Genomic DNA, 21,533 nt, shown 5'->3' with positions numbered 1-21,533 from the left:
GACTCCCTCCTCCTGCTAATTCTGCTATTGCACATAAAGTAATCGCCTTTAGAGCCGATAATCATTGGGTACCCAATGTGAGTTCAATGGATGAAATACTATGATTAAAAATGTGCGCGTTATTACCGGCATTCTTCTGGTTCTCGCCATTTTCTGTTTGCTACAGGCCGTGACAGGAAGTTTTTTTTATTCTGCAGTAAACAATGATCGCCATAATTTCCAGAACTCAGGCACCCTGAATGCCCAACAGGAAAATCTGAGTGATAGCGTCAATACGCTGATTAAAACCCGGGTAACGGTAACCCGCGTAGCAATTCGTTTCTTAAAGAACCAACGCGATCCGGCCTCACTGGCGGCAATTGATACTTTGCTAAAAACGGCGAGTGAGTCGATGAAGAAGGCTGAGGGATACTTCGCGCATTATCAGTCATTGCCGCAGGTGTCGGGGCAGAATCCGCAAATTGCATCTGAAATGGAAAAACAGTATCGGCAGATGCACGACGTGATGGCGTTATCGATAGAGTATCTGCGCGCGAATAACTATCAGGCCTATGGCGATCTTGATGCTCAGAAGGCGCAAGATGAAATGGAAGCCAGCTATGACCAGTGGCGTAACGAAAATAACGCGTTGCTTCAGCATGCGGCGGCGGAGAATCAGCACAGCTTTACCCGCATGCAATGGACATTAGGGGCAATTGTCGTCGCTGTGCTCATCGTTCTGGGCATGATCTGGAGTGGGTTGCAGCATATGCTGCTTAAACCCCTGGCGCAGATTATGGAGCATATTCGCATTATTACCCGTGGTGATTTGACCCATCAACTCGACGTCCAGGGACGTAATGAAATGGGGCGTTTGGCGACGGGGTTAGATGAAATGCGACAGTCGCTGATTTCGACAGTCACGTCGGTGCGTAACAGCTCAGAAACGATTCATAGCGGTGCAGCGGAAATCTCGTCAGGTAACAACGATCTGTCTTCGCGTACCGAACAGCAGGCTGCTTCACTTGAAGAGACTGCCGCCAGCATGGAACAGCTTACTGCAACCGTGAAGCAAAATACGGACAATGCGAAACAGGCGACTCAACTGGCTAAGAATGCGTCTGATACTGCCGCGCGTGGTGGACGGGTTGTTGATACTGTCGTGCACACTATGAGTGAAATTGCCGGTAGTTCACAGCAAATTGCGCAGATCACCAGCGTCATCGACAGTATTGCTTTCCAGACCAATATCCTGGCGCTCAACGCGGCGGTTGAGGCAGCCAGAGCAGGAGAGCAGGGACGAGGATTTGCTGTTGTAGCGGGTGAAGTCCGTACTCTGGCAAGCCGTAGCGCTCAGGCAGCCAAAGAGATCAAAGCGTTGATTGATAACTCAACTCACAGCGTGGGGATGGGATCTCAGCAGGTGTCGGACGCGGGTAAAACGATGAAAGAGATTGTCGCTGCGGTCACCCGCGTGACGGACATCATGGGGGAAATCGCCTCAGCCTCAGAGGAACAGAGTCGGGGGATTGAGCAAGTGAGTCTCGCGGTCTCGCAGATGGACAGTGTTACACAACAAAACGCCGCGCTGGTAGAAGAGTCTGCCGCCGCCGCCGCTTCGTTGGAACAACAAGCTGAACAGTTACGCCTGGCCGTGGCAGCATTTCGCATCACTCGCGATACCTCCAACAGTGAGCATCGGAAACCGCCTAAGGATGCTCCACAAGCAACCTCTGCGGGGAGTACGACACAAGACCCGCATTGGGAAACGTTTTAGCCACATGCTGTCGTGCGAACCAGGTTTTGCTTAATAAGCATACAAAAAACGACGCAAACGGGTTCTCCTGTGAACTATCAGAGGAACCCGCTCTCTTTACTGGTATACTTCATCAACTGAATTGTTTGTATGCTGTCGCAAGTTTTGTGGTTAGAGCGGGTCGCCGTCTGTCAGTCGGTGTATCAACGTAAGCGCTTTCTTTCGATCTGCATGATGTGTCAACTGATAAAAATCAGTGAGTTATAGGGTTTATGAAACATACTGTTGAAGTGATGATCCCGGAAGCGGAGATCAAAGCGCGTATTGCTGAACTGGGGCGCCAGATTAACGAACGTTACAAAGACAGCGGCAGCGATATGGTGCTGGTTGGTCTGTTACGTGGCTCATTTATGTTTATGGCGGATCTGTGCCGTGAAGTGCATGTCTCCCACGAAGTCGATTTCATGACGGCATCCAGCTATGGCAGCGGAATGTCTACTACGCGTGATGTTAAGATCCTGAAAGACCTGGATGAAGACATTCGTGGCAAAGACGTGCTGATTGTCGAAGACATCATCGACTCCGGCAATACGCTGTCCAAAGTGCGTGAAATTCTGAGCCTGCGCGAGCCGAAATCCCTGGCTATCTGCACGCTGCTGGACAAACCTTCTCGTCGTGAAGTGAATGTTCCGGTCGAATTTATCGGATTCTCTATTCCAGATGAGTTTGTGGTCGGTTACGGCATTGACTATGCCCAGCGTTATCGCCATCTGCCGTATGTTGGCAAAGTGGTGCTGCTGGACGAGTAATTAGCGGGAGCGCCTGATGGCGCTTCGCTTATCAGACCTACGGCGTAGGTTTGTAGGCCGGGTAAGGCGTCTCCGCCTCCCGGCAATGTCACATTATTTATGGTTGCTGTGTTTCTGACTCAGGTTAGACAACCCCTGGCGATAGCGCTGCTCCAGCGTTTCGCGGCTGGTGGCGGTGACGTCGAGATCGCGTAATAGACCGTCATGAATACCGTAAGCCCAGCCGTGAATGGTAACTTTCTGACCGCGCTTCCAGGCTGAACGCATAATGGTTGAGTGGCCGAGGTTGTAGACCTGCTCCATGACATTCAGTTCGCATAGGGTGTCCATGCGACGTTCCTGCGGCATTTCGCCCAGCAGTGAGCTGTGTTTGAACCAGATATCGCGGATGTGCAGTAACCAGTTATCAATCAGCCCTTGTTCTTTATTTTCAATCGCCGCCTGGACGCCGCCGCATCCGTAGTGGCCGCATATAATAATATGTTCCACTTCCAGCACATCCACCGCATACTGAACGACTGAGAGACAGTTCAGGTCAGTGTGAATAACCAGATTGGCAACATTGCGGTGAACAAATAATTCGCCCGGTTCAAGACCGGTTAATCGTTCAGCGGGAACGCGGCTATCGGAACATCCAATCCATAGAAAACGCGGATTCTGTGCATGCGTCAGCGTTTCAAAAAATCCGGGATCCTCTTCTACCAGCATCTTTGACCATAGTGCATTGTTGCTGATGAGTGTATCTATGTCTTTCATGGAGTTGTACGACCCGAAGCCAGATAAATTCGATGGGCTAATATAGGGTAACTCCAGCATTAATTAAACTATATATAAAATGTCAGAACGTAAGGTAAGTAAAAAACCATGACCATTGCTCTGGAACTTCAACAACTTAAAAAAACCTATCCCGGTGGCGTTCAAGCGTTACGCGGGATAGATTTGCAAGTCGAAGCGGGTGATTTTTATGCGCTTTTGGGACCGAATGGCGCAGGAAAGTCCACCACCATTGGAATAATCAGCTCGCTAGTGAACAAAACCTCCGGGCGGGTGAGCGTCTTCGGATACGATCTCGAAAAAGATACGGTTAACGCGAAACGCCAGCTTGGTCTGGTACCGCAGGAGTTTAACTTTAACCCGTTTGAAACCGTGCAGCAGATCGTGGTTAACCAGGCGGGTTACTACGGCGTTGAGCATAAAGAGGCGGTCAAACGCAGCGAATTATATTTAAAACAGCTCGATTTATGGGAAAAACGTAACGAGCGTGCGCGCATGCTTTCCGGCGGGATGAAACGCCGCCTGATGATTGCTCGTGCTCTGATGCACGAACCAAAATTACTCATCCTGGATGAACCAACGGCGGGTGTTGATATTGAACTGCGTCGTTCAATGTGGGGCTTTTTAAAGGATTTAAACGACAAAGGCACCACCATTATTCTGACCACTCACTACCTCGAAGAAGCAGAAATGCTGTGTCGCAATATCGGCATTATTCAGCACGGCGAGTTGGTGGAAAACACCTCGATGAAGGGGCTGCTCTCCAAGCTGAAATCCGAGACCTTTATCCTCGATCTGGCGCCGAAAAGCCCGCTGCCGAAACTGGACGGTTATCAGTACCGGCTGGTCGACACTTCCACGCTGGAAGTGGAGGTGCTGCGTGAACAGGGGGTTAACAGCGTCTTCTCTCAGCTGAGCGCGCAGGGCATTCAGGTATTGAGTATGCGTAACAAAGCGAACCGACTGGAAGAACTGTTTGTTTCTCTGGTTCATGAAAAACAAGGAGATCGCGCATGATGCAGCTTTATTGGGTGGCGCTGAAAAGCATCTGGGCGAAAGAGATCCACCGCTTTATGCGTATCTGGGTTCAGACTCTGGTTCCCCCCGTCATCACCATGACGCTCTATTTTATTATCTTTGGTAACCTAATCGGCTCGCGTATCGGCGAAATGCATGGTTTTAGCTACATGCAGTTTATCGTGCCAGGGCTGATTATGATGGCGGTGATCACCAACTCGTACGCGAACGTGGCATCGTCATTCTTCAGCGCTAAGTTTCAACGCAATATTGAAGAGCTGCTGGTCGCCCCGGTACCAACGCACGTGATCATCGCTGGTTTCGTTGGCGGCGGCGTGGCACGTGGCTTGTGCGTAGGCGTTCTGGTAACGGCTATTTCACTGTTCTTCGTGCCTTTCCAGGTGCATTCCTGGGTCTTTGTGGCGCTTACGCTGATGTTAACGGCGGTACTGTTCTCGCTGGCCGGTTTGCTGAACGCTGTCTTTGCTAAAACCTTTGACGATATCAGCCTGATCCCAACCTTCGTACTGACACCACTGACCTATCTGGGTGGCGTGTTCTATTCGCTAACGCTGCTGCCACCGTTCTGGCAGGGGCTGTCGCATCTGAACCCGATTGTCTACATGATTAGCGGTTTCCGCTACGGCTTTCTGGGGATTCATGATGTTCCGCTGGTCACCACGTTTGGTGTGCTGGTGGTGTTTATCGCTGCGTTTTATTTGCTGTGCTGGTACCTGATTCAGCGCGGACGCGGCCTGCGCAGCTAATTCTTTCTTCCTCTCCTTGCCTGGGAGAGGAAGACTTTTGATGCTTGTCACCATTATGGATTTATCACACTGATAAACTACTTGCCTGCTAAGGAGGTAGGCAATGTTAGGTTGGGTAATTACCTGTCATGACGATAAGGCACAGGATATGCTGCATCGTCTGGAGAAAAAGTACGGCCCGTTGGCCCAATGTCAGGCGGTAAGTTTTTGGCGTGGACTCAGCTCGAATATGCTAAGCCGCATGATGTGCCATGCTCTGCATGCGACAGATTCAGGTGAGGGTGTGGTATTCCTGACGGATATGGCTGGGGCTGCGCCTTACCGTGTCGCGTCGTTAATGAGTCATAAACACCCCCAGTGTGAAGTGATTTCAGGTATCAGCTATCCATTGCTTGAGCGAATGATTTCGTCACGGGAATCGCTGAGCAGTTCTGCGTTTCGGGATTGCATCGTCGCACTTGGAGGCCCCGAAGTCTCCAGCCTCTGGCATCAACAACAAAAAAATCCCCCCTTCGTATTGAAGCATGATTTGTATGAGTATTAATCATTGGTATTGATGATGCTTTTGCTACAATAGCCGAGGTTACTCGCCTCGGTTATCTCATATGGTTATGCGCGTTCTGCTTGTTTTATTGCTCCTGTTTTCTGGCAGCGTCGCTGCGGCTTTGCCTGCTCGTTATATGCAAACCACCGAAGCCGCCGCCGTATGGGCGCAGATTGGCAATAAGATGGTGACGGTTGGGAATATTCGCGCCGGGCAGATCCTCGCTGTTGAGCCTATTGCGGCAGACTATTACGAATTTTCCTTTGGTTTTGGCACCGGGTTTATTGATAAGGGACACCTGGAGCCCGTTCAGGGGCGGCAGAAAGTCGATGATGGTCTGGGCGATCTCAATAAACCGCTCAGTAACCAAAGTCTGATAACCTGGAAAGATACATCGGTTTATAACGCTCCGGATGTCGGTAGCGCCCCGTTTGGCGTGCTGGCGGATAATCTGCGTTATCCGATTATCAGCAAGCTTAAAGACCGACTCAACCAGACCTGGTACCAGATTCGCATTGGTGGCCGACTGGCCTATGTTAGCGCGCTGGATGCGCAGGAAGACAACGGTATCCCGGTGTTAACCTACCATCATATTTTGCGCGATGAAGAGAATACCCGCTTTCGCCATACCTCCACCACAACCTCCGTTCGCGCTTTCAGCAACCAGATGGCCTGGCTTCAGGATCGCGGCTACACCACGCTGACGATGTATCAACTGGAAGGCTACGTGCAGAATAAAATGAATCTCCCGGCGCGAGCGGTGGTGCTGACTTTTGATGATGGTCTCAAGTCAGTGAGCCGTTATGCTTACCCCATTTTGAAGCAGCACGGCATGAAGGCCACGGCGTTTATCATCTCCTCACGCATCAAGCGCCACCCGCAGAAGTGGGATCCGAAATCGCTGCAGTTTATGAGTCTCTCTGAACTGAACGAGATCCGGGACGTGTTCGACTTCCAGTCGCATACCCATTTTTTGCATCGGGTTGATGCGAATCGCCGGCCGATCCTACTGAGTCGCAGCTATCATAATATTCTGTTCGATTTCGCCCGTTCGCGCCGGGCATTGTCCCAGTTTAATCCTCACGTTCTGTATCTTTCGTATCCGTTTGGGGGTTATAACGCCACGGCGGTAAAAGCAGCAGGCGACGCGGGATTCCACATGGCGGTCACCACGGTGAGAGGGAAGGTTAAGCCGGGAGATAATCAGTTCTTATTGAAAAGGCTTTATATTTTAAGGACGGATTCGCTGGAGACGATGTCGCGGCTGATAGTTAATCAACCGCAGGGGTAATGGCAGGTTGTTCAACGGGAAATGATGGAACAAGTTTATATCTAATACAATCATCGGAAACGACTAAACTGTTCCTGCTGGCCTGTTTAAAGCCACTGGCATTTTTAGTATAACCTACGACTCATTACTGCCGGGGCATTTAATGTCGTAAATTCAGCTGTGAATATATTACCGACTCACGGGAGTAGCAAATGCAATGCTCCGCCACTGTATTTAGATGAGGTATTGCTATAGCCGTTCTTGAAACTGCATTCAAGTGCAGAGCATATCGTTTCAAAATATAACACACAAGTGTTAACCATCAATCCTGTTTATATATGTCCTTCATGTTTTTTGAACATATTCTTCCTTTCCAGACATTTCTATTCATAGGTGACATTGACAGTGGCCTGACTGGTCACCAGACCCGCAGAAACAACCCCTGTGTTTTGATAGCGGGCACTAAATGAGTATTCACCTGGCCAGGTACTCTGAGCATCAAGCAATAAATTTGAACTGCCATCGGCATTGAGCACGTTGGTTTTTAAATCTTTGGAAAAAACGACAACCCCAACATTTTCAGCTGCGCCAGCTGTGGCATTGTTTTTAAATACCTGGTACTGGTTGTCGCTGAACCCTGACTTTGGCGTAAATGTAAACTTCAGTTGTTTGACACTATTATTATTTTCAGAACAACTGTTAACCACGATGCTAAATGGTGTACCGGGTTCATTATCAGTAGGGGTTAAACGATCGCTATTATCACTGTTGTAAAACCAACTGCGCTTGACGGTCGGCAAATAAATTTCGCCATCATTTTGTAGGCTAATTTCACAAGTCGAGTTGATAATATTGGCTGTCAGGTTTGCATTGATGCCTGAGCTTGCCTGGCTTACGCCAGGCAATAATCCGCCAGCCAGTCCGATGAGCAACACAAGACCGGGCTGGCACAGAGTAAACGGTGATTGTTGCATGATAAATCCTGTCTTACGGATAAGCGATAGTGAATGTGACCGGCGCGCTCGCAGCACCTGTACCGACATCTGCGATCGTGTTGCCTTTACCGATCACGATACGTGAATTCATCGGAAACTCGCCTACACCACCAGCGATGGTCACTTCCTGTGGGGCTGGTGGGGTTTTGCACTTAAGCATTACGCCTGAATCGACCTGACCAGACCACACTTCAAATCCCGTCGCTAAACCAGCGCCGTATGAATCACCGTCAAAACTCGTCCCTGAGCACTTTCCGCCAGTGGTTGACGCGGCGGCGACCGTGGCTTTTTCCACGCCAGAGCAATCGCTGAAGGTGATTTTTAGCGGTTCAACGCGGGTTTTATTGACCAGGTCTGACTTATAGACATCGCCAAACGCAATTTCAGAGGCCGGTGTCCCCGCTCCGTTCACCAGTTTTGCTGTACAGGTGCCGGATACGACTTTACTCTCAAACGTCATTTTAAGGCTGGAGGTTCCCGTAATGGCTGCATTTGCCATTCCTGCAAAGAAGAGCGCAGAAACGGAAAGTGCGATATAAGTCATATTAATTTTCATAGTAGAGCTCCGTCTTCTTGCTCAAATTATTCGTAAGTAAATTCAAAAGTGCCAGCAGCCGAGAAATCACCTATGGTCATTTTTCCAGCACTGGTTTCGCTAAGAGTGGCAATTAGCGGCACTTCTTTATTGGTAATTTCAGCAGCAGACCAAACAAGACGTTCGCTGTCAGTGGTTGAGTTAATTTTAAAGGGCGAATTCGGTGCTGACGCCCGAGCAATAGTCACAGCGGCCCAGTTGGCGCCACCATTAGCTACAGTTATTTGGTTTACCAGCCCTGTTAGCAGTGAAGCCGCTGGTGTACCTTTAACGGTGGTTTTCAGCGATCTCAGTGAGGAAGGGCACTCAACGATTTCAATTTTAAAATTCGCCGTTGCGGTGCCAGCCTTAACCGCATCCAGACGTACCTGGCCGTTGCTGTCACCGATTTTCAGCGTTTGTTCAGTATCGGAACCCGTACCACCGACCAGCTTCATGTTACAGGTGGTTTCCAACAAATTAGCCGTAAAGGTCACATTAAGGTCAGTGGCGTTTGCCGTCCCTAACGATGTCAGTGTTGTCAAAGCAATGACAGACATGCTGAAGAGGTTTTTTTTCATATAAACTCTCATTTATTTTCCCTAAAAATTACATTTGGCACACTTGGTTGCTCAGGACTGTTGTGAGCCCTGCCTTTGTGGTATTTCCTGAAATGTTATAGTGAACGGTACATTCACTATTGTTTTCATTTCCCCATACCACGCGAAGAACACCTTGATCTTCGATTCCGCGTACATAAGCCTGTCCGGCTTGTCCTACAGTACCGACGGATTCATTTTTCTCATTCATGACATCTGCGCCTAAAGGAATAAAACCTTTATCGCTACGTTGAAGTTCTAATACTAAAGAGCGTGACTCATCGGTCTCGAAATTAATGAGTACAACGGATCCGCTGCGAGGTACGGTAGTCTCTGTGGTATTTTTCACTTCTACGTCTTTTTCCAGTGAACTAATATCCAGAGAGACTCTATTTTCACGATAGGCAGACATATACGGTAAAATTCCGTAGCCTGAGTCGCCAATTTTACCGTTACCATATCCCACGCCTGCACCCGTAGCCCCGCTGGCTTTAACGAGTGCTATGGAGTCATTATCACCAATACTGCCTGGTGCAAACGCAATACCACCGGAATGCAATACCATGCCGCCACTATAGGTTGCGGAATATTGCTTACTATTATCGTCAGAAAATGAAGCTGATATGCCTAATGGGCCGTAGCTGCTATTCCAGGATGTAAATCCACTGAGTTGGTTTGTATCACCATAATTACCGCTATTAGACGCAGTGCTGATGGAATAACTGACCTCATTGTCTTTTGTACTGCCACTGGCAGAACTGTTAAAGCTGGTACCGCCTTTAAGATCGGAACGTAATCCCATATTAATATTAGAGAAGCCACCGCTATGAGTACTGTCTTTGGCGAAAACGCTTAACGGAATGCTCAGATTTACATAAATGCTGTCATCTTTTTTCCCGTCCTGATCGTAAGAGCGTTGAACAGAAATACTGTAGCTACCGTAAGTAAAACTATTGTTGTATCCGATGTTGTAGTCGGAATTTGACCCTACCCCGTTCCAGTAATCCTGCCATGTCCCATTGATAAACAGGGAACCGAGATCGTTTTCACCTGCTTTGAGCGGTTGGTTGATACTGAGCTGAATCTGGTTTTTGGTGCGCTGATAGTCGTCATACAGTGCATTATTTGATTCATAGCTACGGTTGGCGTATTTCTGCTGCTTAATACTGTCTTGCAGTTGTGCAGCGTCATTCAAACTTAGGTAATCCTCTGTAGAGAAACGATAAGCCGCTACGTTAAAGGAGGTGTTCGTTTGTTCAATCTGTTTACTGTACGTTAATCGATAACTTTTACCGGTGAGCGTATCCAGGCCCTCGATATCGGCATGCGATTGTGTGATATCAAATGCAAATGCACCCAGGGTGGTATTCATCGCCAGGCCCGCGATGCCTGCGTAGAAGTCCATATCGCTGTACTGCACGCCAGCATAGCCTGTGAAGGTATTGTTTATACCGTAGTAGAGCGTGCCGTAACCTATTTTGGGCCTTTCAGCGAGTGAGTCGTCATTTAATTCACCCACGCCAAAGTCCCAGCGTGCTGAGCCAGGGCGCAGCATCTGAGTGACGGAAGAGAATGGAACGGTAAACGTACGTTTACTTCCGTCAGATTCTTCGACCGTGACGATAAGATCGTTACCATAACCTGTTGTGCTCAGGTCATTAATTTCAAAAGGTCCCGGTGGTACAGATGTTTCGTAGATTTTATTGCCGCTCTGCACAACAGAGACTTTGGCGTTACTGTTCGCCGTACCACGGATAACCGGTGCATAACCGGTCGAGCCTGTTGGCAGCATACGGTCGTCATTGTATATACGTGCTCCGCGAAGGCTCAACGAATCGAAAGCTTCGCCACGCGTATAGGAGTCACCGATGACAAACTGTCCTGTAAGGGCGGTGATATCGCGTTGCAGATAAATATCCTGGCTGGAGTATTTACTGCCGTTATCCTTGTCCCATGCCAGGTTGCCACGTGAACGCAGACGCCATGCTCCCATATTGAGCCCGTAACGCAGGCCCATATAAGCACTTTCAGATGTCGTACCGTTGCCTTCGCTATGCCAGCCGTTGATGTCATAAGACACCAGCGCGGCTGGGATACCATCTTCCCACAGCGAAGGATCGACATAACCTTCAGGGCGCTTGAGGATATAGATTTGCGGAAAAATGAGATCTAAGATCTGTTTGCCACTGTCGTAATTCGTCGTTGCACCTGAAAAAGATGTTTTAATATCAATGCATGCTTCATTATCTTCGTTGTCCACAGAGTCATCGAGTTCACTGAGATCAATACCGCTTTGTGTTAACAACAGCTTCGTTATGCAAGGTGTCGCGCGTGGCGTTCCGTTATCTTTAAATGTTATATCCGTTGTTGATTTTAACTTATTGTTAAGACTGATCTTGGTACGATATGTCCCTGGAGCAACAGGGTTGCCACGTGCAAAACGGCTAACGTCAATATTTGTACCGCCATTCAGTAAAAACTGATCGTTAAACTCGACCGCTTCTTCACTTTCAGTCGTGTTTTCAACGGGTACTTTATTTTCTGCATATGCATGCAACGATAATGTCGCATTAATGGCAATGCAGAGTAGAGAGCGTCGAAACAACATGGCAGTTCCATTTAATCATAGCGGACAGAAGCTATCCGCGGAGTGAAGGCTATAATGTTTTATTAATTAATAAGAACTATTTCACTATGGCTTCATGTTTATCAACACCGCCGCTATCGTTAATCGTTTCAAACAGCACGTTCCCAGAGGTCGTTGACGATAATCCTTTGATGGTCATGGCTATATCGCTAAACGGCAGAATTGATTTATGTTCAACCTCAAAGGATTTTTGCGTGGTTTTCAGTTTTACAGCGGAGATAGCGACATTATACGGTGACGCATTATGTGCAATAAGTTGCACATTATTTCCCTCTGTCTTCTGAGTCCAGGTGACATTATCTGCGGCATCGAGAGGAGAACCTTTTAATCCTTCTGGACGGAAGAAGAATTTAATACGTGTACGGAATGCCAACTGAAGTAGGTTGAGGCTTTCACCGTCTTTTGCTTTTGATTTTGGCGGGATTTCTAATACGTTAAACCAAAAGAGTGATTCGCGATCCTGTGGCAGCGGTTTACCCATGTAGGTAATACGCACAGACTGCCCTTTTTTCGGATCGATGCGTGATACTGGTGGGGTGATCACAAAGGGTAATTTAAGTTCCTGAGGGTCAACGTCTTCACGACCGTCATCTAACCATGTTTGAACCAAAAGAGGTTTATTACCTCGGTTGTCGAGATCGACGATGACATCTTTAGAAGACTGAGGATAAACAATTCGTGTACCAGAAATAACAATATCAGCGCTTGCCTGAAAGGTGACCAGACATGGTATTAAAAATAATGCCGTTTTTAATCCTTTAAATACAGATTTATTATACATTTTCCACTTCCTGTTGGAATGATATTGATAATCCCCCAGTCAGGCTGGGGGATTCATTACTTTAATGAAATACGAAAGTATTATTCGTAAATCATAGTGAAGGCAACTTGTGCCTGCACGGTACCAGCAGATACTGGGCTATTTGTTGCATCCCATTTTTGACCCTGGGTATAAGCCACTTTGTAGTACAGGTTGCCTGTACCGGCGCCATCGATGGTTACTTTCTGAGTGTTGTTGGTTTGGTCAATTTTGATCTGATCGGTAGCAGAGTTACCATCGTTGCTCAGCACCAGGTTAACGTTCTGAGCAGCGCCTTCAGCATTTGATGGTGGAATCAGCAGACCGGAGTCAGAAGAAGTAGTACCTGCCCATGACTTGAACTGTGCAGATGCCTTTTTAATTGTATCTGGGTCACAGCCGGTCAGAGACAGGTTGAATTTCTTCTCACCCAGGGTGCTGGATGCGCCCAGCGCATTTGCAAAGTCTTTTACGAAAACGGTATCCAGAGTAACGTCGAAGTCGTTACCGCTCTGGTCGATTTTCTGATCCAGAGAAACCTGGCAGGTGTTATTGGAAACCATACCGTGGAAAGTAATAGTACCTGTATCAGGGGTTGCAGCAATTGCAGAACCTGCACTCAGAGCCATTGCTACCGCAGCAGCCATACTTATTTTTTTTAAAGACATTTTAATATCCATATTTTGAATACAATAATGTGCAAATATATCGTTAAATATATCTGCTTAGGTTGAAATGTTATTTCGAATGTGAGTTTATTATCGTTGTTTTGAAAACTAAATAGCTCGGGGGTGATTAAATCTACAGATGGTATTAAGAGTTTCTTAAATCAATTACATATGAAATATGGGGGTGTGATTATATAGGTAATTGATATTTGAGTTGGTAATATAATTTGTGAGGAGGAGCTCATTCACTATAATGATAGTTAAGTGAATGAGCTATATATATTCAGGCAACCTGTACCGGAATAGCTTTCGCGGTGCGCTTCATCTCGTTGTCGCCTTCAAAATAGGCCACTTTCGGACGCCAGGTGCGGGCTTCTTCGTCAGACATGGTGACGAAGCTGGCGATAATGACAATATCGCCAACATCAGCGCAATGCGCCGCTGCTCCGTTCACCGAGATTATTCTGGAGCCGCGTTCAGCCGCAATTGCATAGGTTGAGAAACGTTTACCGTTGGTTACGTTCCAGATATCAATAGCTTCGTTTTCCAGAATACCTGAGGCATCGAGGAAATCCTGGTCGATGGCGCAGGAGCCTTCGTAATGCAGGTCCGCCTGCGTGACTTTTACGCGGTGGAGCTTGCCTTGCAGCATGGTGCGAATCATAACTTCTATACCCTGTCGTTTACCTTGGCTAAGCAGACGAAACTGGCCTGCTTTGAGAAATTCTCAGGCAGTATTGCCCGATTTTTAACCCCTGTCTACTGGGCTAATGTAACGCTTTGATTATCGATCAGACGCGCCTGACCCAGCCAGGCGGCAGCCAGAATCACCGCGCGTTTGCTGGTTTCCGTCAGCTCCAGCAGCGTGTCGGCATCACGAATCTGAATATCGTCGGCGCGGAAGCCTTTTTCATTCAGCTCCTGCTCGGCAATAGCAATAATCTCCTGCAACTCACGATTACCCGCAATCAGTTTTTCTGCGATGCTATTCATCACTTTGTGCAGACCCGGCGCAATTTTACGCTGTTCTGCGGTCAGATAACCGTTACGTGAGCTAAGCGCCAGGCCGTCTTTGGCGCGAATAATCGGCACGCCAACGATCTCAATGTCATAACCCATATCCGCCACCATTTTGCGGATCAGCGCCAACTGTTGGAAATCTTTCTCGCCGAAGCAGGCGAGGTCAGGCTGGATAAGGTTGAACAGCTTGCTGACGATAGTGGAAACGCCACGGAAATGGCCCGGACGGCTGGCACCTTCCAGCATGGTGGAGAGACCGGGAACCTCAACAAAAGTCTGGCCTTCCAGACCCTGTGGATAGATTTCCTCAACGGCTGGTGCAAAAACATAATCGACTTTGCGCTTGTTCAGCTTTTCACAATCTTCCTGCAGTGTGCGCGGATAACGCACCAGATCGTCCGGTCGGTCAAACTGCATCGGGTTGACGAAAATGCTGGCGATTACCACATCAGCCCGGGCTTTTGCCTCATCGACCAGCTTCATATGGCCGTCGTGCAGATTTCCCATGGTGGGAACCAGTGCGATGCGTTTACCTTCCTGACGCAGACGACGAATATGCTGGCGCAGCAGCGGCAGGGTTTCAATAATTAACACAACAAGACTCCTTAAATACGATGCCTGATGGCGCTTCGCTTATCAGGCCTACGCGTGAAGATGTAGGCCGGATAAGGCGCGTAGCGTCACCATCCGGCGTAATGGCGTGCTGGCGGATAAATTAATGGAAGCTGTGTTCTTCGCCCGGGTAAACGCCGGACTCCACTTCAGTCATATACTGCCGCACTGCGGCGCGCATGTCGCCTGCTTCATTGAGGAAATTCTTCGCAAATTTCGGGATATGACCACCGGTAATGCCAAACGCATCGTGCATGACGAGAATTTGCCCGTCTGTGACGTTACCTGCGCCAATACCGATAACTGGAATAGACAGTGCTTCAGTGACGCGCTTCGCCAACTCAACCGGCACGCACTCCAGCACCAACAGCTGAGCGCCAGCGGCTTCTAAGGCCAGCGCGTCATCCAGCAGCACTTGTCCGGCATCGCCGCGGCCCTGAATTTTATAGCCGCCAAACACGTTCACCGACTGCGGGGTTAACCCCAGATGGCCGCAAACCGGTACGGCGCGTTCGGTGAGCATTTTCACCGTATCAACCAGCCACGCGCCGCCTTCAATTTTGACCATGTTGGCGCCCGCACGCATAACCACCGCGGCGTTTTCAAACGCCTGTTCCGGCGTGGCGTACGTCATAAATGGGAGATCGGAAAGCAGTAGACAGTTAGGAGCGCCACGGCGGACGGCACGGGTATGATAAGCGATATCTTCAACGGTCACAGGAAGCGTGGAATCATGTCCCTGAACGGTCATGCCCAGCGAGTCGCCGACCAGCATCACATTGATGCCTTCGTCGGCGAACAGTTTGGCAAAGCTGTAGTCGTAGGCGGTAATGGTGGCGAAGCGTTTCTTTTCCTGCTTGTATTTCTGCAGCAAGGCGATGGTGGTTGGTTTCATCATAACCCCTGTTGGTCATAGATTGTATGAATGCAATAGGCGCATTGTAGGGGAAGGGGGGCGGGAACGTTAGCCCTTTGTGGGGAAATCCCACAAAGGGGGGGGATGAACAATTATCAAGGGTAGTCGATGGTAAAGATACCGTTGGCCTTAAAGTTACCAGAGCCGATTTTCTGATTGCTGTCGCGCTTAAGCGTGGCGAGGAAATTCAGCGTATGGGTTTGTACCTTGCCGTTTTCGCTGGCCCCATAGATGTTGTCATCCCCGGAGGTGTTGCGCTGATCGTTATATACCGAGGTGGATTCATTCGGAATCATCAACGTTTGCGGGCTGTAGTTATTGGCTGCGCCGCGAATTTCCAGCCCCACGCCGGTGGCATGGTTGAGGTTGAGCATGTTGCCGAGCAGGGTGGTATCGGTTGCGACGGTGGTGGACGCGAGCGTGACGTTAATATTGCGCAGCCCCTTACAGCCTGCCAGCTTGATGGCAAACGGCACGGCGGTTGCACCATTGATGATATCGTTCGGGCTGTAGCTGCCTAAATTAACGGTGGTGCCGCTGACGCTGCTGCCGCTGGCGACCGGCTGGGTGGTACAGGTGGGTTCGGCGACGGTGACGGCGCTGATATCGAAGGTCACATTCTGGTAATAACCGGTAATTCCTGCGCCAGGGTTTTCATTCCAGATACGCACATGATAATTGCCCGTTTTGAGCAGACTGATTGTTGAACTGCTGGGGGTATAGGTTTGATCGGTATAAAATGTAATTGCCGCATAAAACCCTAATCCACCCCACGTGTAGTAATTTGTTGAGTTTGGGTTCTTATCCGGTCCATTAGGCCCACCACAGCCATCAGCGTCTGATAGTGTCAACGCGTTATGCATTACCCCACTTCGGATGGATAATGGGTTAGAGATAGCGTCAACTTTATGTGTATATGCACTGAAACTGCGTAGCGCCAGAGAGAAGTAGAGCCCGGTAATATTCGTCTTGAAAATTTCTACTCCGCCATAGCTTCCCGCAGAAACGAGACCCGATTCCAGAGATAACGGGTTGCCGGTGCCCTGTGCGGAAACGTTACAAAAAAGGCTATCGTCCTCAGTGCTGGAGCCGTGGTTGGCGTTCCAGTTTATCGTCACGTTAGCGGGGGCCAGTTCTGTGGTACGGCTAAAATAGACGGTGCGCCCGGTGGGGTAAATGAATTTCTTCGTACCATCCCTTGTTGGCCCTCCGTACATCCAGTTCTCTTGATGCTCGCCTAATACATAAGTTTGCGTCTGGGCGAAACACTCGGCAGAAATTAACATCAGAGCTGACAGTAGGGCGGGGGAAATAATGGAAAGCGTTGTCTGCCATCCTTTATGCTTACGATATTGCCCTGGTGTATTCCTTCTCATAATCATTATCCTTTTATTATTCGTAATACACCGACACCAGTACGCTGGACTTTACCGGGCCGCTAACGATGGACTGGCCGGACTGTATTTTCTGCATCCGGGCGTAAAACGAATAGCGGCTGTCAGCGTAGTTGGCGGCGGTAACGTCGAAGCTGCTACGTGGCGTACCGTCGGTGTTCATCACGTTGTATACGTTGTTGGCGTCGTTAACTGAGAAAATCACCACCCCGACGTTTTTCGCACCAGTGGTGTCATCATTGGCGAAAATTTGCGTCGAGCCTGTGGCGAAGCTGCCAGACAGCGGCGAAAAAAAGACGGTGAGCTTTGAGGGGGCTTTGCCGCTGACCGGCATACACTCTTTTACGTGCACGTAGAAGGTGCTGCCGCCCTGGTAAGGGTCTTCTGCCGTCACGCCGTTGGCAAAATAGTCGATGCCCTTGGTGCCGAGGCTGACCAGCCCGTTGTTGTCGACCGAGATCTGACAACTGGTGTTGACGACGTTGGCTTTGATTTCGACGTCGGTATCGGCCTGGCTCAGGGGCACCATAAGCCATAAGCCATAAGCCGCAGCGCTGCACAATAATTTACTCATCACAATTTACTCATAAGAAATAGTGAACAGGCCCTGAGTCGAGAATGAGCCAGTGTGTAAATCGGTGATCGTACTGCCCGAGGCCAGCACGATACGGGCACTGAGGGGCCAGACGATGGTGGTGGTATCGCTGGCTTCGACCAGATCGATAAGCTGTTGCGCCGGGCTGGCGCAACGCAGCTGTTTGCTGCCACTGGCTTCAGGGGGGGCGCCCGCCCAGATTTCCGCCGCAACACCTGCGGCGTCATCGCTGCCGTTGAGCGCGTTGCGAAACCCGTTACCACCGCCGGAGGCACCGTCGCAGCCGGTTTTGGCTGTCAGGGTGACGGTAGCCTGTTTTTTGGCAAGCCCGACGCAGTCACTGAACACCAGTGAAAAGGCGCGCGATTTACTCTTATTAACGATCTGCGGAATATAGACGTCACCCATATCCACAACCGCATTTGCCGTGCCGCTTTCGTCGTGCAGGGTGGCCAGGCAGGTTGAGGGCGTAATGGTGGTGGAAACCGTTAATTCCAGCGAGTTTACGCCCGCCAGGGCCGGGGAAATGTTGAGGAGCACCGCCAGTGCGGTACACAGCGGTAACAGATATCGCATCAGTCCAGCCTCTCTGCTATTCATAGGTAAACGTAAAGGTTGCTTTGGCCTGAAAGTCGCCGGGCGTTGGGGTCAGCGAGGTGCTGGCGCGGCGGAAAAAAGCGCTCAGATCCATTCCGTCAGCGATTTGACTTTGGCTCCAGGTAATATTTTGTGCGCCGTTGAGCTTAAAGCGGCTGTTTTCGTCGCCGCCCTTCGGTTTAAAGCCCAGACCAACATTTTCCGCATTATTGCTGTTCAGCGCGTTTTGCAACATATACTCGCTGCCAGTCAGCGTGGTGCCTTGTACTGTCATCGTCAGAGAGGTGATTTCGTTGTTACACTCTTTCGGCTGCAGTTTGAAGCTGCCCTCAGTACTGGCGGTAACGTTAAGCAGCTCCGCGATACCGATATTCGGAATGGTGAGTTGATACTGTGTACCGCTGCCGCTGAGTGTTGCATTGCTGAGGCTGGAGATGTTCATTACGCAGGTTGTCTCTTCAATTACTGCGGTGAAATCCAGACTTAAACCTTGAGTGGAAGCAAAGCCTGGCGGTGCCAGCAGCGCAATAACGAGCGTTGACGGGGTGACTACGCGGTGTGTTTTCATTCTTTATCCTCGTAATCTATTGCATTTTGCAGGGCACAGCGCTCAGGACGATGGTTTTCCCGAGCAGTTTTTCGTTGCCTGAGTCGACCTGATAGTGCAAACGACAGCGCTGCGTTTGGTTCTGCTGGATCCAGCGTACTTCGAGATCGCCACTTTCAACGATTCCGCGTACAAAAGCCTGGCTACCCTGACCTACTGTACCTAACAGGTTATTGTTCAGGTCGTAGACTTCTGCCGTGAACGGCACGGGCTGGCGATCGCTTCGTAACAGATTGATAATCGCAGATTTTCCCTGGTCAGTTTCGAACTTGCTGACGACTACCGCGCCGCGCCGCGGGATCACGGTGGCGCTAGTATTCTTCAATTCGACGTCGTTATTCAGATCATCAATGTCGAGCGAGACAATATTTTCCCGGTACGGTGTGAGTGAACTGCCGATGCCGTAGCCAAAGCGGTCAATGGTGCTGTTACCATAGTCAATGCGAGCCCCCTGCGCACCGGGCGCGTCGATCACGACCAGCGCATCGCTGTCGCCAAAGCTTTGATTACTGAAGGTTAAGCCGCCGCTATGCAGCACAAAGCCGCCGTCAGTGTTTAAGGAGTACTGGCGTGAGCTATCGTTGCTGGCTGACGCCGAGGCGGCGATATTGCCGTAGCTGGAGTCGTAGCTGATGAAGGAGCTGATGGTAGAGAGGTCTTTATCCTCTTTTTCCATGTTATATGCAGTACTGACGCTATAGCTCCAGCGGTTGTCTGCGCTGTAGCCGCTGGCACTGGTGTTGAACTGGTTGCCGCCGTTGAAATCGCTGTTGATGCTGCTATTCAGAGTGCGGAAGCCGCCGCTATCGCGATCGGTGCCCAGTAGTTTATCCAAGGGAATCGTTACGCTCAGGTAGACTGAATCGTCGCGTTTATTGTCTTCGTCGTAGGTGCGCTGCAGGTTTACGCTATAAGTAGCCCAGCCGATACTGTTGCTGTAGCCTGCGGAAAAACTGCTGCGTGAATCATTGGTTACCCAGTAGTCAGCCCAACTGCCAGTCAGATAGAGTGAGCCGTAGTTGATATTATCGCTTTTCAGGCTCTGGTTCAGGCTGATGGTGAACTGATTTTTCATGCGCGAAAAGTTATTCATGCTGCGAGCGTTATTGCTGGTGTTGTACTCGGCATCGTCAATAATGCTCAGCGCATCGCTTAGCCCCAGATAATCCTGGGTGGAATAGCGATAGGCCGCGATGTTCAATGAAGTATCCGTGGGCACGAAAAATTTGTTCCACGATACGCGGTAGCTCTGCCCACGGTAGGTTTTGTCGTCGGGGATCTCGGCCTGTGATTGGGTTACGTCAAAAGAGACGGCGCCGAGGAGGGTGTTCATGCCCACGCCCAGCAGTCCGGCTAAATAACCATTGTCAGTGGCCTGAATGCCGCTAAAACCGGTAAAGGTGCTATTAAAGCCGTAGTAAAACGTCCCCTGTGCGAGGCCGGGTTCATCATGCAGGCTATCGTCATTTACCTGGCCCACGCTAATATCCCAACTGCCGACGCCAGGATGCATCATCTGCACCAGCGACGAGAAGGCCTGGCTAAAGGTATGTTTCGAGCCGTCGGCCTCGGTGATGGTGACCTCTAAGTCGGCGCCATAACCAGACGGTGACAGATCGTCAATGGCAAACGGCCCCGGTGGAACTGTGGTCTCGTAAATTTTGTAGCCGTTTTGCGTAATGGTGACTTTGGCGTTGCTTTTGGCAACACCACGGATAGTTGGCGCGTAGCTGGCAAGCTGCGGCGGTAGCATCTGTGATTCGCTGTACAGACGAACGCCGCGCAAGTTGACGGTATCGAAACTCTCACCGCTGGTGCCGGACTCGCCAATCACCAGTTGAGAGCGCAGGGCGGCGATATCCCGCTGAACATAACGATTTTGAAATTCAGTTTCGCTGCTGCCGTCTTTCTGCCATGAGTAGTTGCCCTGCGCGCGAAAATGCCATGCACCAAGGTTGATGCCGCCGTTAAAGCCCGCATACACGCTATCTTCGGTACCGTAGTCATTTTCGTTTTTCCAGGCACTGAGATTGTATGACAGCATGGCTGCTGGAATACCATTGTCCCACAATGATGGGTCAACGAAATTGGCAAAACCTTTCTGTACCCACATTTGTGGGACGCCGATATCCAGACGTTGATCCCCTCCGTCATAATGCACTGTCGACAGCGGAATTGTCTTCGTCAGGTCGAGGCAGTTGTCGATGCTCTCTTCTCTTTTTTTCCACACGGCTTCTGCTGGGATCTCATCCGGTAGGCGAATGTGCAGTTGACTGAGCATTTTGGGGTAATACAGATCCTGGTAGCGCGTTTATCTCCAGTTTCAATAAACTCAACCTTCAGTGAGTTCACCAATTCGTTATTGACGTAGGCACTGGCATCATAGATACCCTGTGAAATGATGTTACCGTCAGAATAACGGCTAAGATCGACGCTGCTCGATCCCGGTCCCATCAAAAAGGAACTGTCAAATTCCAGTTTTTCGTTTTCAGCCCATGCATCGATGCTGCCAGAAAATGCAACAAACATAACAAACCGTGCAAGGAGCGTTACTTTTAATTTATTTGACGGCTGTTTCATTGACGTATCCAGAA

20 protein-coding genes and 1 pseudogene are annotated in these 21,533 nt (G+C 49.7%); 6 read left to right on the top strand and 15 right to left on the bottom strand.

What is annotated here, in order from left to right; all coding sequences use genetic code 11:
• The first annotated feature begins 100 nt into the window (after window positions 1-100).
• Window positions 101-1,756 carry a methyl-accepting chemotaxis protein gene (locus tag GUC46_RS19640; protein ID WP_003837476.1) on the top strand — a complete coding sequence of 552 codons (1,656 nt, stop codon included), beginning with the start codon at window positions 101-103 and terminating at the stop codon, window positions 1,754-1,756.
• Window positions 1,757-2,007: 251 nt separating this feature from the next.
• Window positions 2,008-2,544 (top strand): hypoxanthine phosphoribosyltransferase, encoded by a 537-nt coding sequence (gene hpt / locus GUC46_RS19635; RefSeq protein ID WP_003018658.1) that lies wholly within the window; start codon window positions 2,008-2,010, stop codon window positions 2,542-2,544.
• Window positions 2,545-2,637: 93 nt separating this feature from the next.
• On the opposite strand, the gene can is transcribed toward hpt, so the two are convergent.
• Entirely contained in the window at window positions 2,638-3,300 is a 663-nt protein-coding gene (gene can, locus GUC46_RS19630; protein WP_003018654.1) for a carbonate dehydratase, read from the bottom strand.
• 108 nt (window positions 3,301-3,408) lie between these two features.
• Between can and GUC46_RS19625 the strand changes: the two genes are divergently transcribed.
• The 4 genes from GUC46_RS19625 (at window position 3,409) to GUC46_RS19610 (ending at window position 6,937) form a co-directional block, all read left to right on the top strand.
• Window positions 3,409-4,335 (top strand): ABC transporter ATP-binding protein, encoded by a 927-nt coding sequence (locus GUC46_RS19625; protein ID WP_003837480.1) that lies wholly within the window; start codon window positions 3,409-3,411, stop codon window positions 4,333-4,335.
• Entirely contained in the window at window positions 4,332-5,102 is a 771-nt protein-coding gene (locus GUC46_RS19620; protein WP_044698968.1) for an ABC transporter permease, read from the top strand. The genes GUC46_RS19625 and GUC46_RS19620 overlap by 4 nt, the downstream gene beginning before the upstream one ends.
• Before the next feature lie 103 nt (window positions 5,103-5,205).
• Window positions 5,206-5,646 carry a PTS sugar transporter subunit IIA gene (locus tag GUC46_RS19615; protein ID WP_003837482.1) on the top strand — a complete coding sequence of 147 codons (441 nt, stop codon included), beginning with the start codon at window positions 5,206-5,208 and terminating at the stop codon, window positions 5,644-5,646.
• Window positions 5,647-5,707: 61 nt separating this feature from the next.
• Window positions 5,708-6,937: a polysaccharide deacetylase family protein gene (locus tag GUC46_RS19610; protein WP_003837485.1), complete on the top strand. Its 1,230-nt coding sequence runs from the start codon at window positions 5,708-5,710 to the stop codon at window positions 6,935-6,937.
• A 362-nt stretch (window positions 6,938-7,299) separates the two neighbouring features.
• Here the strand turns inward: GUC46_RS19610 and GUC46_RS19605 are convergent, their stop codons facing one another.
• The 14 genes and pseudogenes from GUC46_RS19605 to GUC46_RS19540 form a co-directional block, all read right to left on the bottom strand.
• Window positions 7,300-7,890 carry a fimbrial-like protein gene (locus tag GUC46_RS19605; protein ID WP_160180636.1) on the bottom strand — a complete coding sequence of 197 codons (591 nt, stop codon included), beginning with the start codon at window positions 7,888-7,890 and terminating at the stop codon, window positions 7,300-7,302.
• Window positions 7,891-7,903: 13 nt separating this feature from the next.
• Window positions 7,904-8,467: a fimbrial protein gene (locus GUC46_RS19600; RefSeq protein ID WP_044712912.1), complete on the bottom strand. Its 564-nt coding sequence runs from the start codon at window positions 8,465-8,467 to the stop codon at window positions 7,904-7,906.
• A gap of 26 nt (window positions 8,468-8,493) precedes the next feature.
• The gene (locus GUC46_RS19595) at window positions 8,494-9,066 is read right to left on the bottom strand and encodes a fimbrial protein (RefSeq protein WP_044712909.1); all 573 of its coding nucleotides are present in this window, start codon (window positions 9,064-9,066) and stop codon (window positions 8,494-8,496) included.
• A 28-nt stretch (window positions 9,067-9,094) separates the two neighbouring features.
• Window positions 9,095-11,692, bottom strand: a complete 2,598-nt coding sequence (locus GUC46_RS19590) for an outer membrane usher protein (protein WP_048233897.1) — start codon at window positions 11,690-11,692, stop codon at window positions 9,095-9,097.
• 76 nt (window positions 11,693-11,768) lie between these two features.
• A complete protein-coding gene (locus GUC46_RS19585; RefSeq protein WP_071698619.1) occupies window positions 11,769-12,512 on the bottom strand; it encodes a fimbrial chaperone in 744 nt (247 codons plus the stop codon).
• 80 nt (window positions 12,513-12,592) lie between these two features.
• Entirely contained in the window at window positions 12,593-13,198 is a 606-nt protein-coding gene (locus GUC46_RS19580) for a fimbrial protein (protein WP_044712908.1), read from the bottom strand.
• Window positions 13,199-13,481: 283 nt separating this feature from the next.
• On the bottom strand, window positions 13,482-13,862 hold the full coding sequence (panD, locus tag GUC46_RS19575; RefSeq protein ID WP_003018640.1) for an aspartate 1-decarboxylase: 381 nt from the start codon (window positions 13,860-13,862) through the stop codon (window positions 13,482-13,484).
• Between the two features lie 95 nt (window positions 13,863-13,957).
• Window positions 13,958-14,812: a pantoate--beta-alanine ligase gene (gene panC, locus GUC46_RS19570; protein WP_003018638.1), complete on the bottom strand. Its 855-nt coding sequence runs from the start codon at window positions 14,810-14,812 to the stop codon at window positions 13,958-13,960.
• Window positions 14,813-14,933: 121 nt separating this feature from the next.
• The gene (gene panB, locus GUC46_RS19565; RefSeq protein ID WP_044712906.1) at window positions 14,934-15,725 is read right to left on the bottom strand and encodes a 3-methyl-2-oxobutanoate hydroxymethyltransferase; all 792 of its coding nucleotides are present in this window, start codon (window positions 15,723-15,725) and stop codon (window positions 14,934-14,936) included.
• 116 nt (window positions 15,726-15,841) lie between these two features.
• A complete protein-coding gene (locus GUC46_RS19560) occupies window positions 15,842-17,122 on the bottom strand; it encodes a fimbrial protein (RefSeq protein WP_160180634.1) in 1,281 nt (426 codons plus the stop codon).
• Between the two features lie 16 nt (window positions 17,123-17,138).
• Window positions 17,139-17,714: a fimbrial-like protein gene (locus tag GUC46_RS19555; RefSeq protein ID WP_057102225.1), complete on the bottom strand. Its 576-nt coding sequence runs from the start codon at window positions 17,712-17,714 to the stop codon at window positions 17,139-17,141.
• 6 nt (window positions 17,715-17,720) lie between these two features.
• A complete protein-coding gene (locus GUC46_RS19550) occupies window positions 17,721-18,311 on the bottom strand; it encodes a fimbrial protein (protein WP_226807876.1) in 591 nt (196 codons plus the stop codon).
• Window positions 18,312-18,327: 16 nt separating this feature from the next.
• Window positions 18,328-18,900 (bottom strand): fimbrial protein, encoded by a 573-nt coding sequence (locus GUC46_RS19545; protein ID WP_044712900.1) that lies wholly within the window; start codon window positions 18,898-18,900, stop codon window positions 18,328-18,330.
• Window positions 18,901-18,916: 16 nt separating this feature from the next.
• Window positions 18,917-21,519: pseudogene (locus GUC46_RS19540) on the bottom strand (outer membrane usher protein).
• Window positions 21,520-21,533: the final 14 nt, after the last annotated feature.

This window comes from Citrobacter sp. LUTT5 (genome assembly GCF_009905315.1).
Lineage (GTDB): Bacteria > Pseudomonadota > Gammaproteobacteria > Enterobacterales > Enterobacteriaceae > Citrobacter > Citrobacter freundii.
The sequence above is the reverse complement of the archived record's forward strand: the minus strand, read 5'-3'. Positions and strand labels throughout refer to the sequence as shown.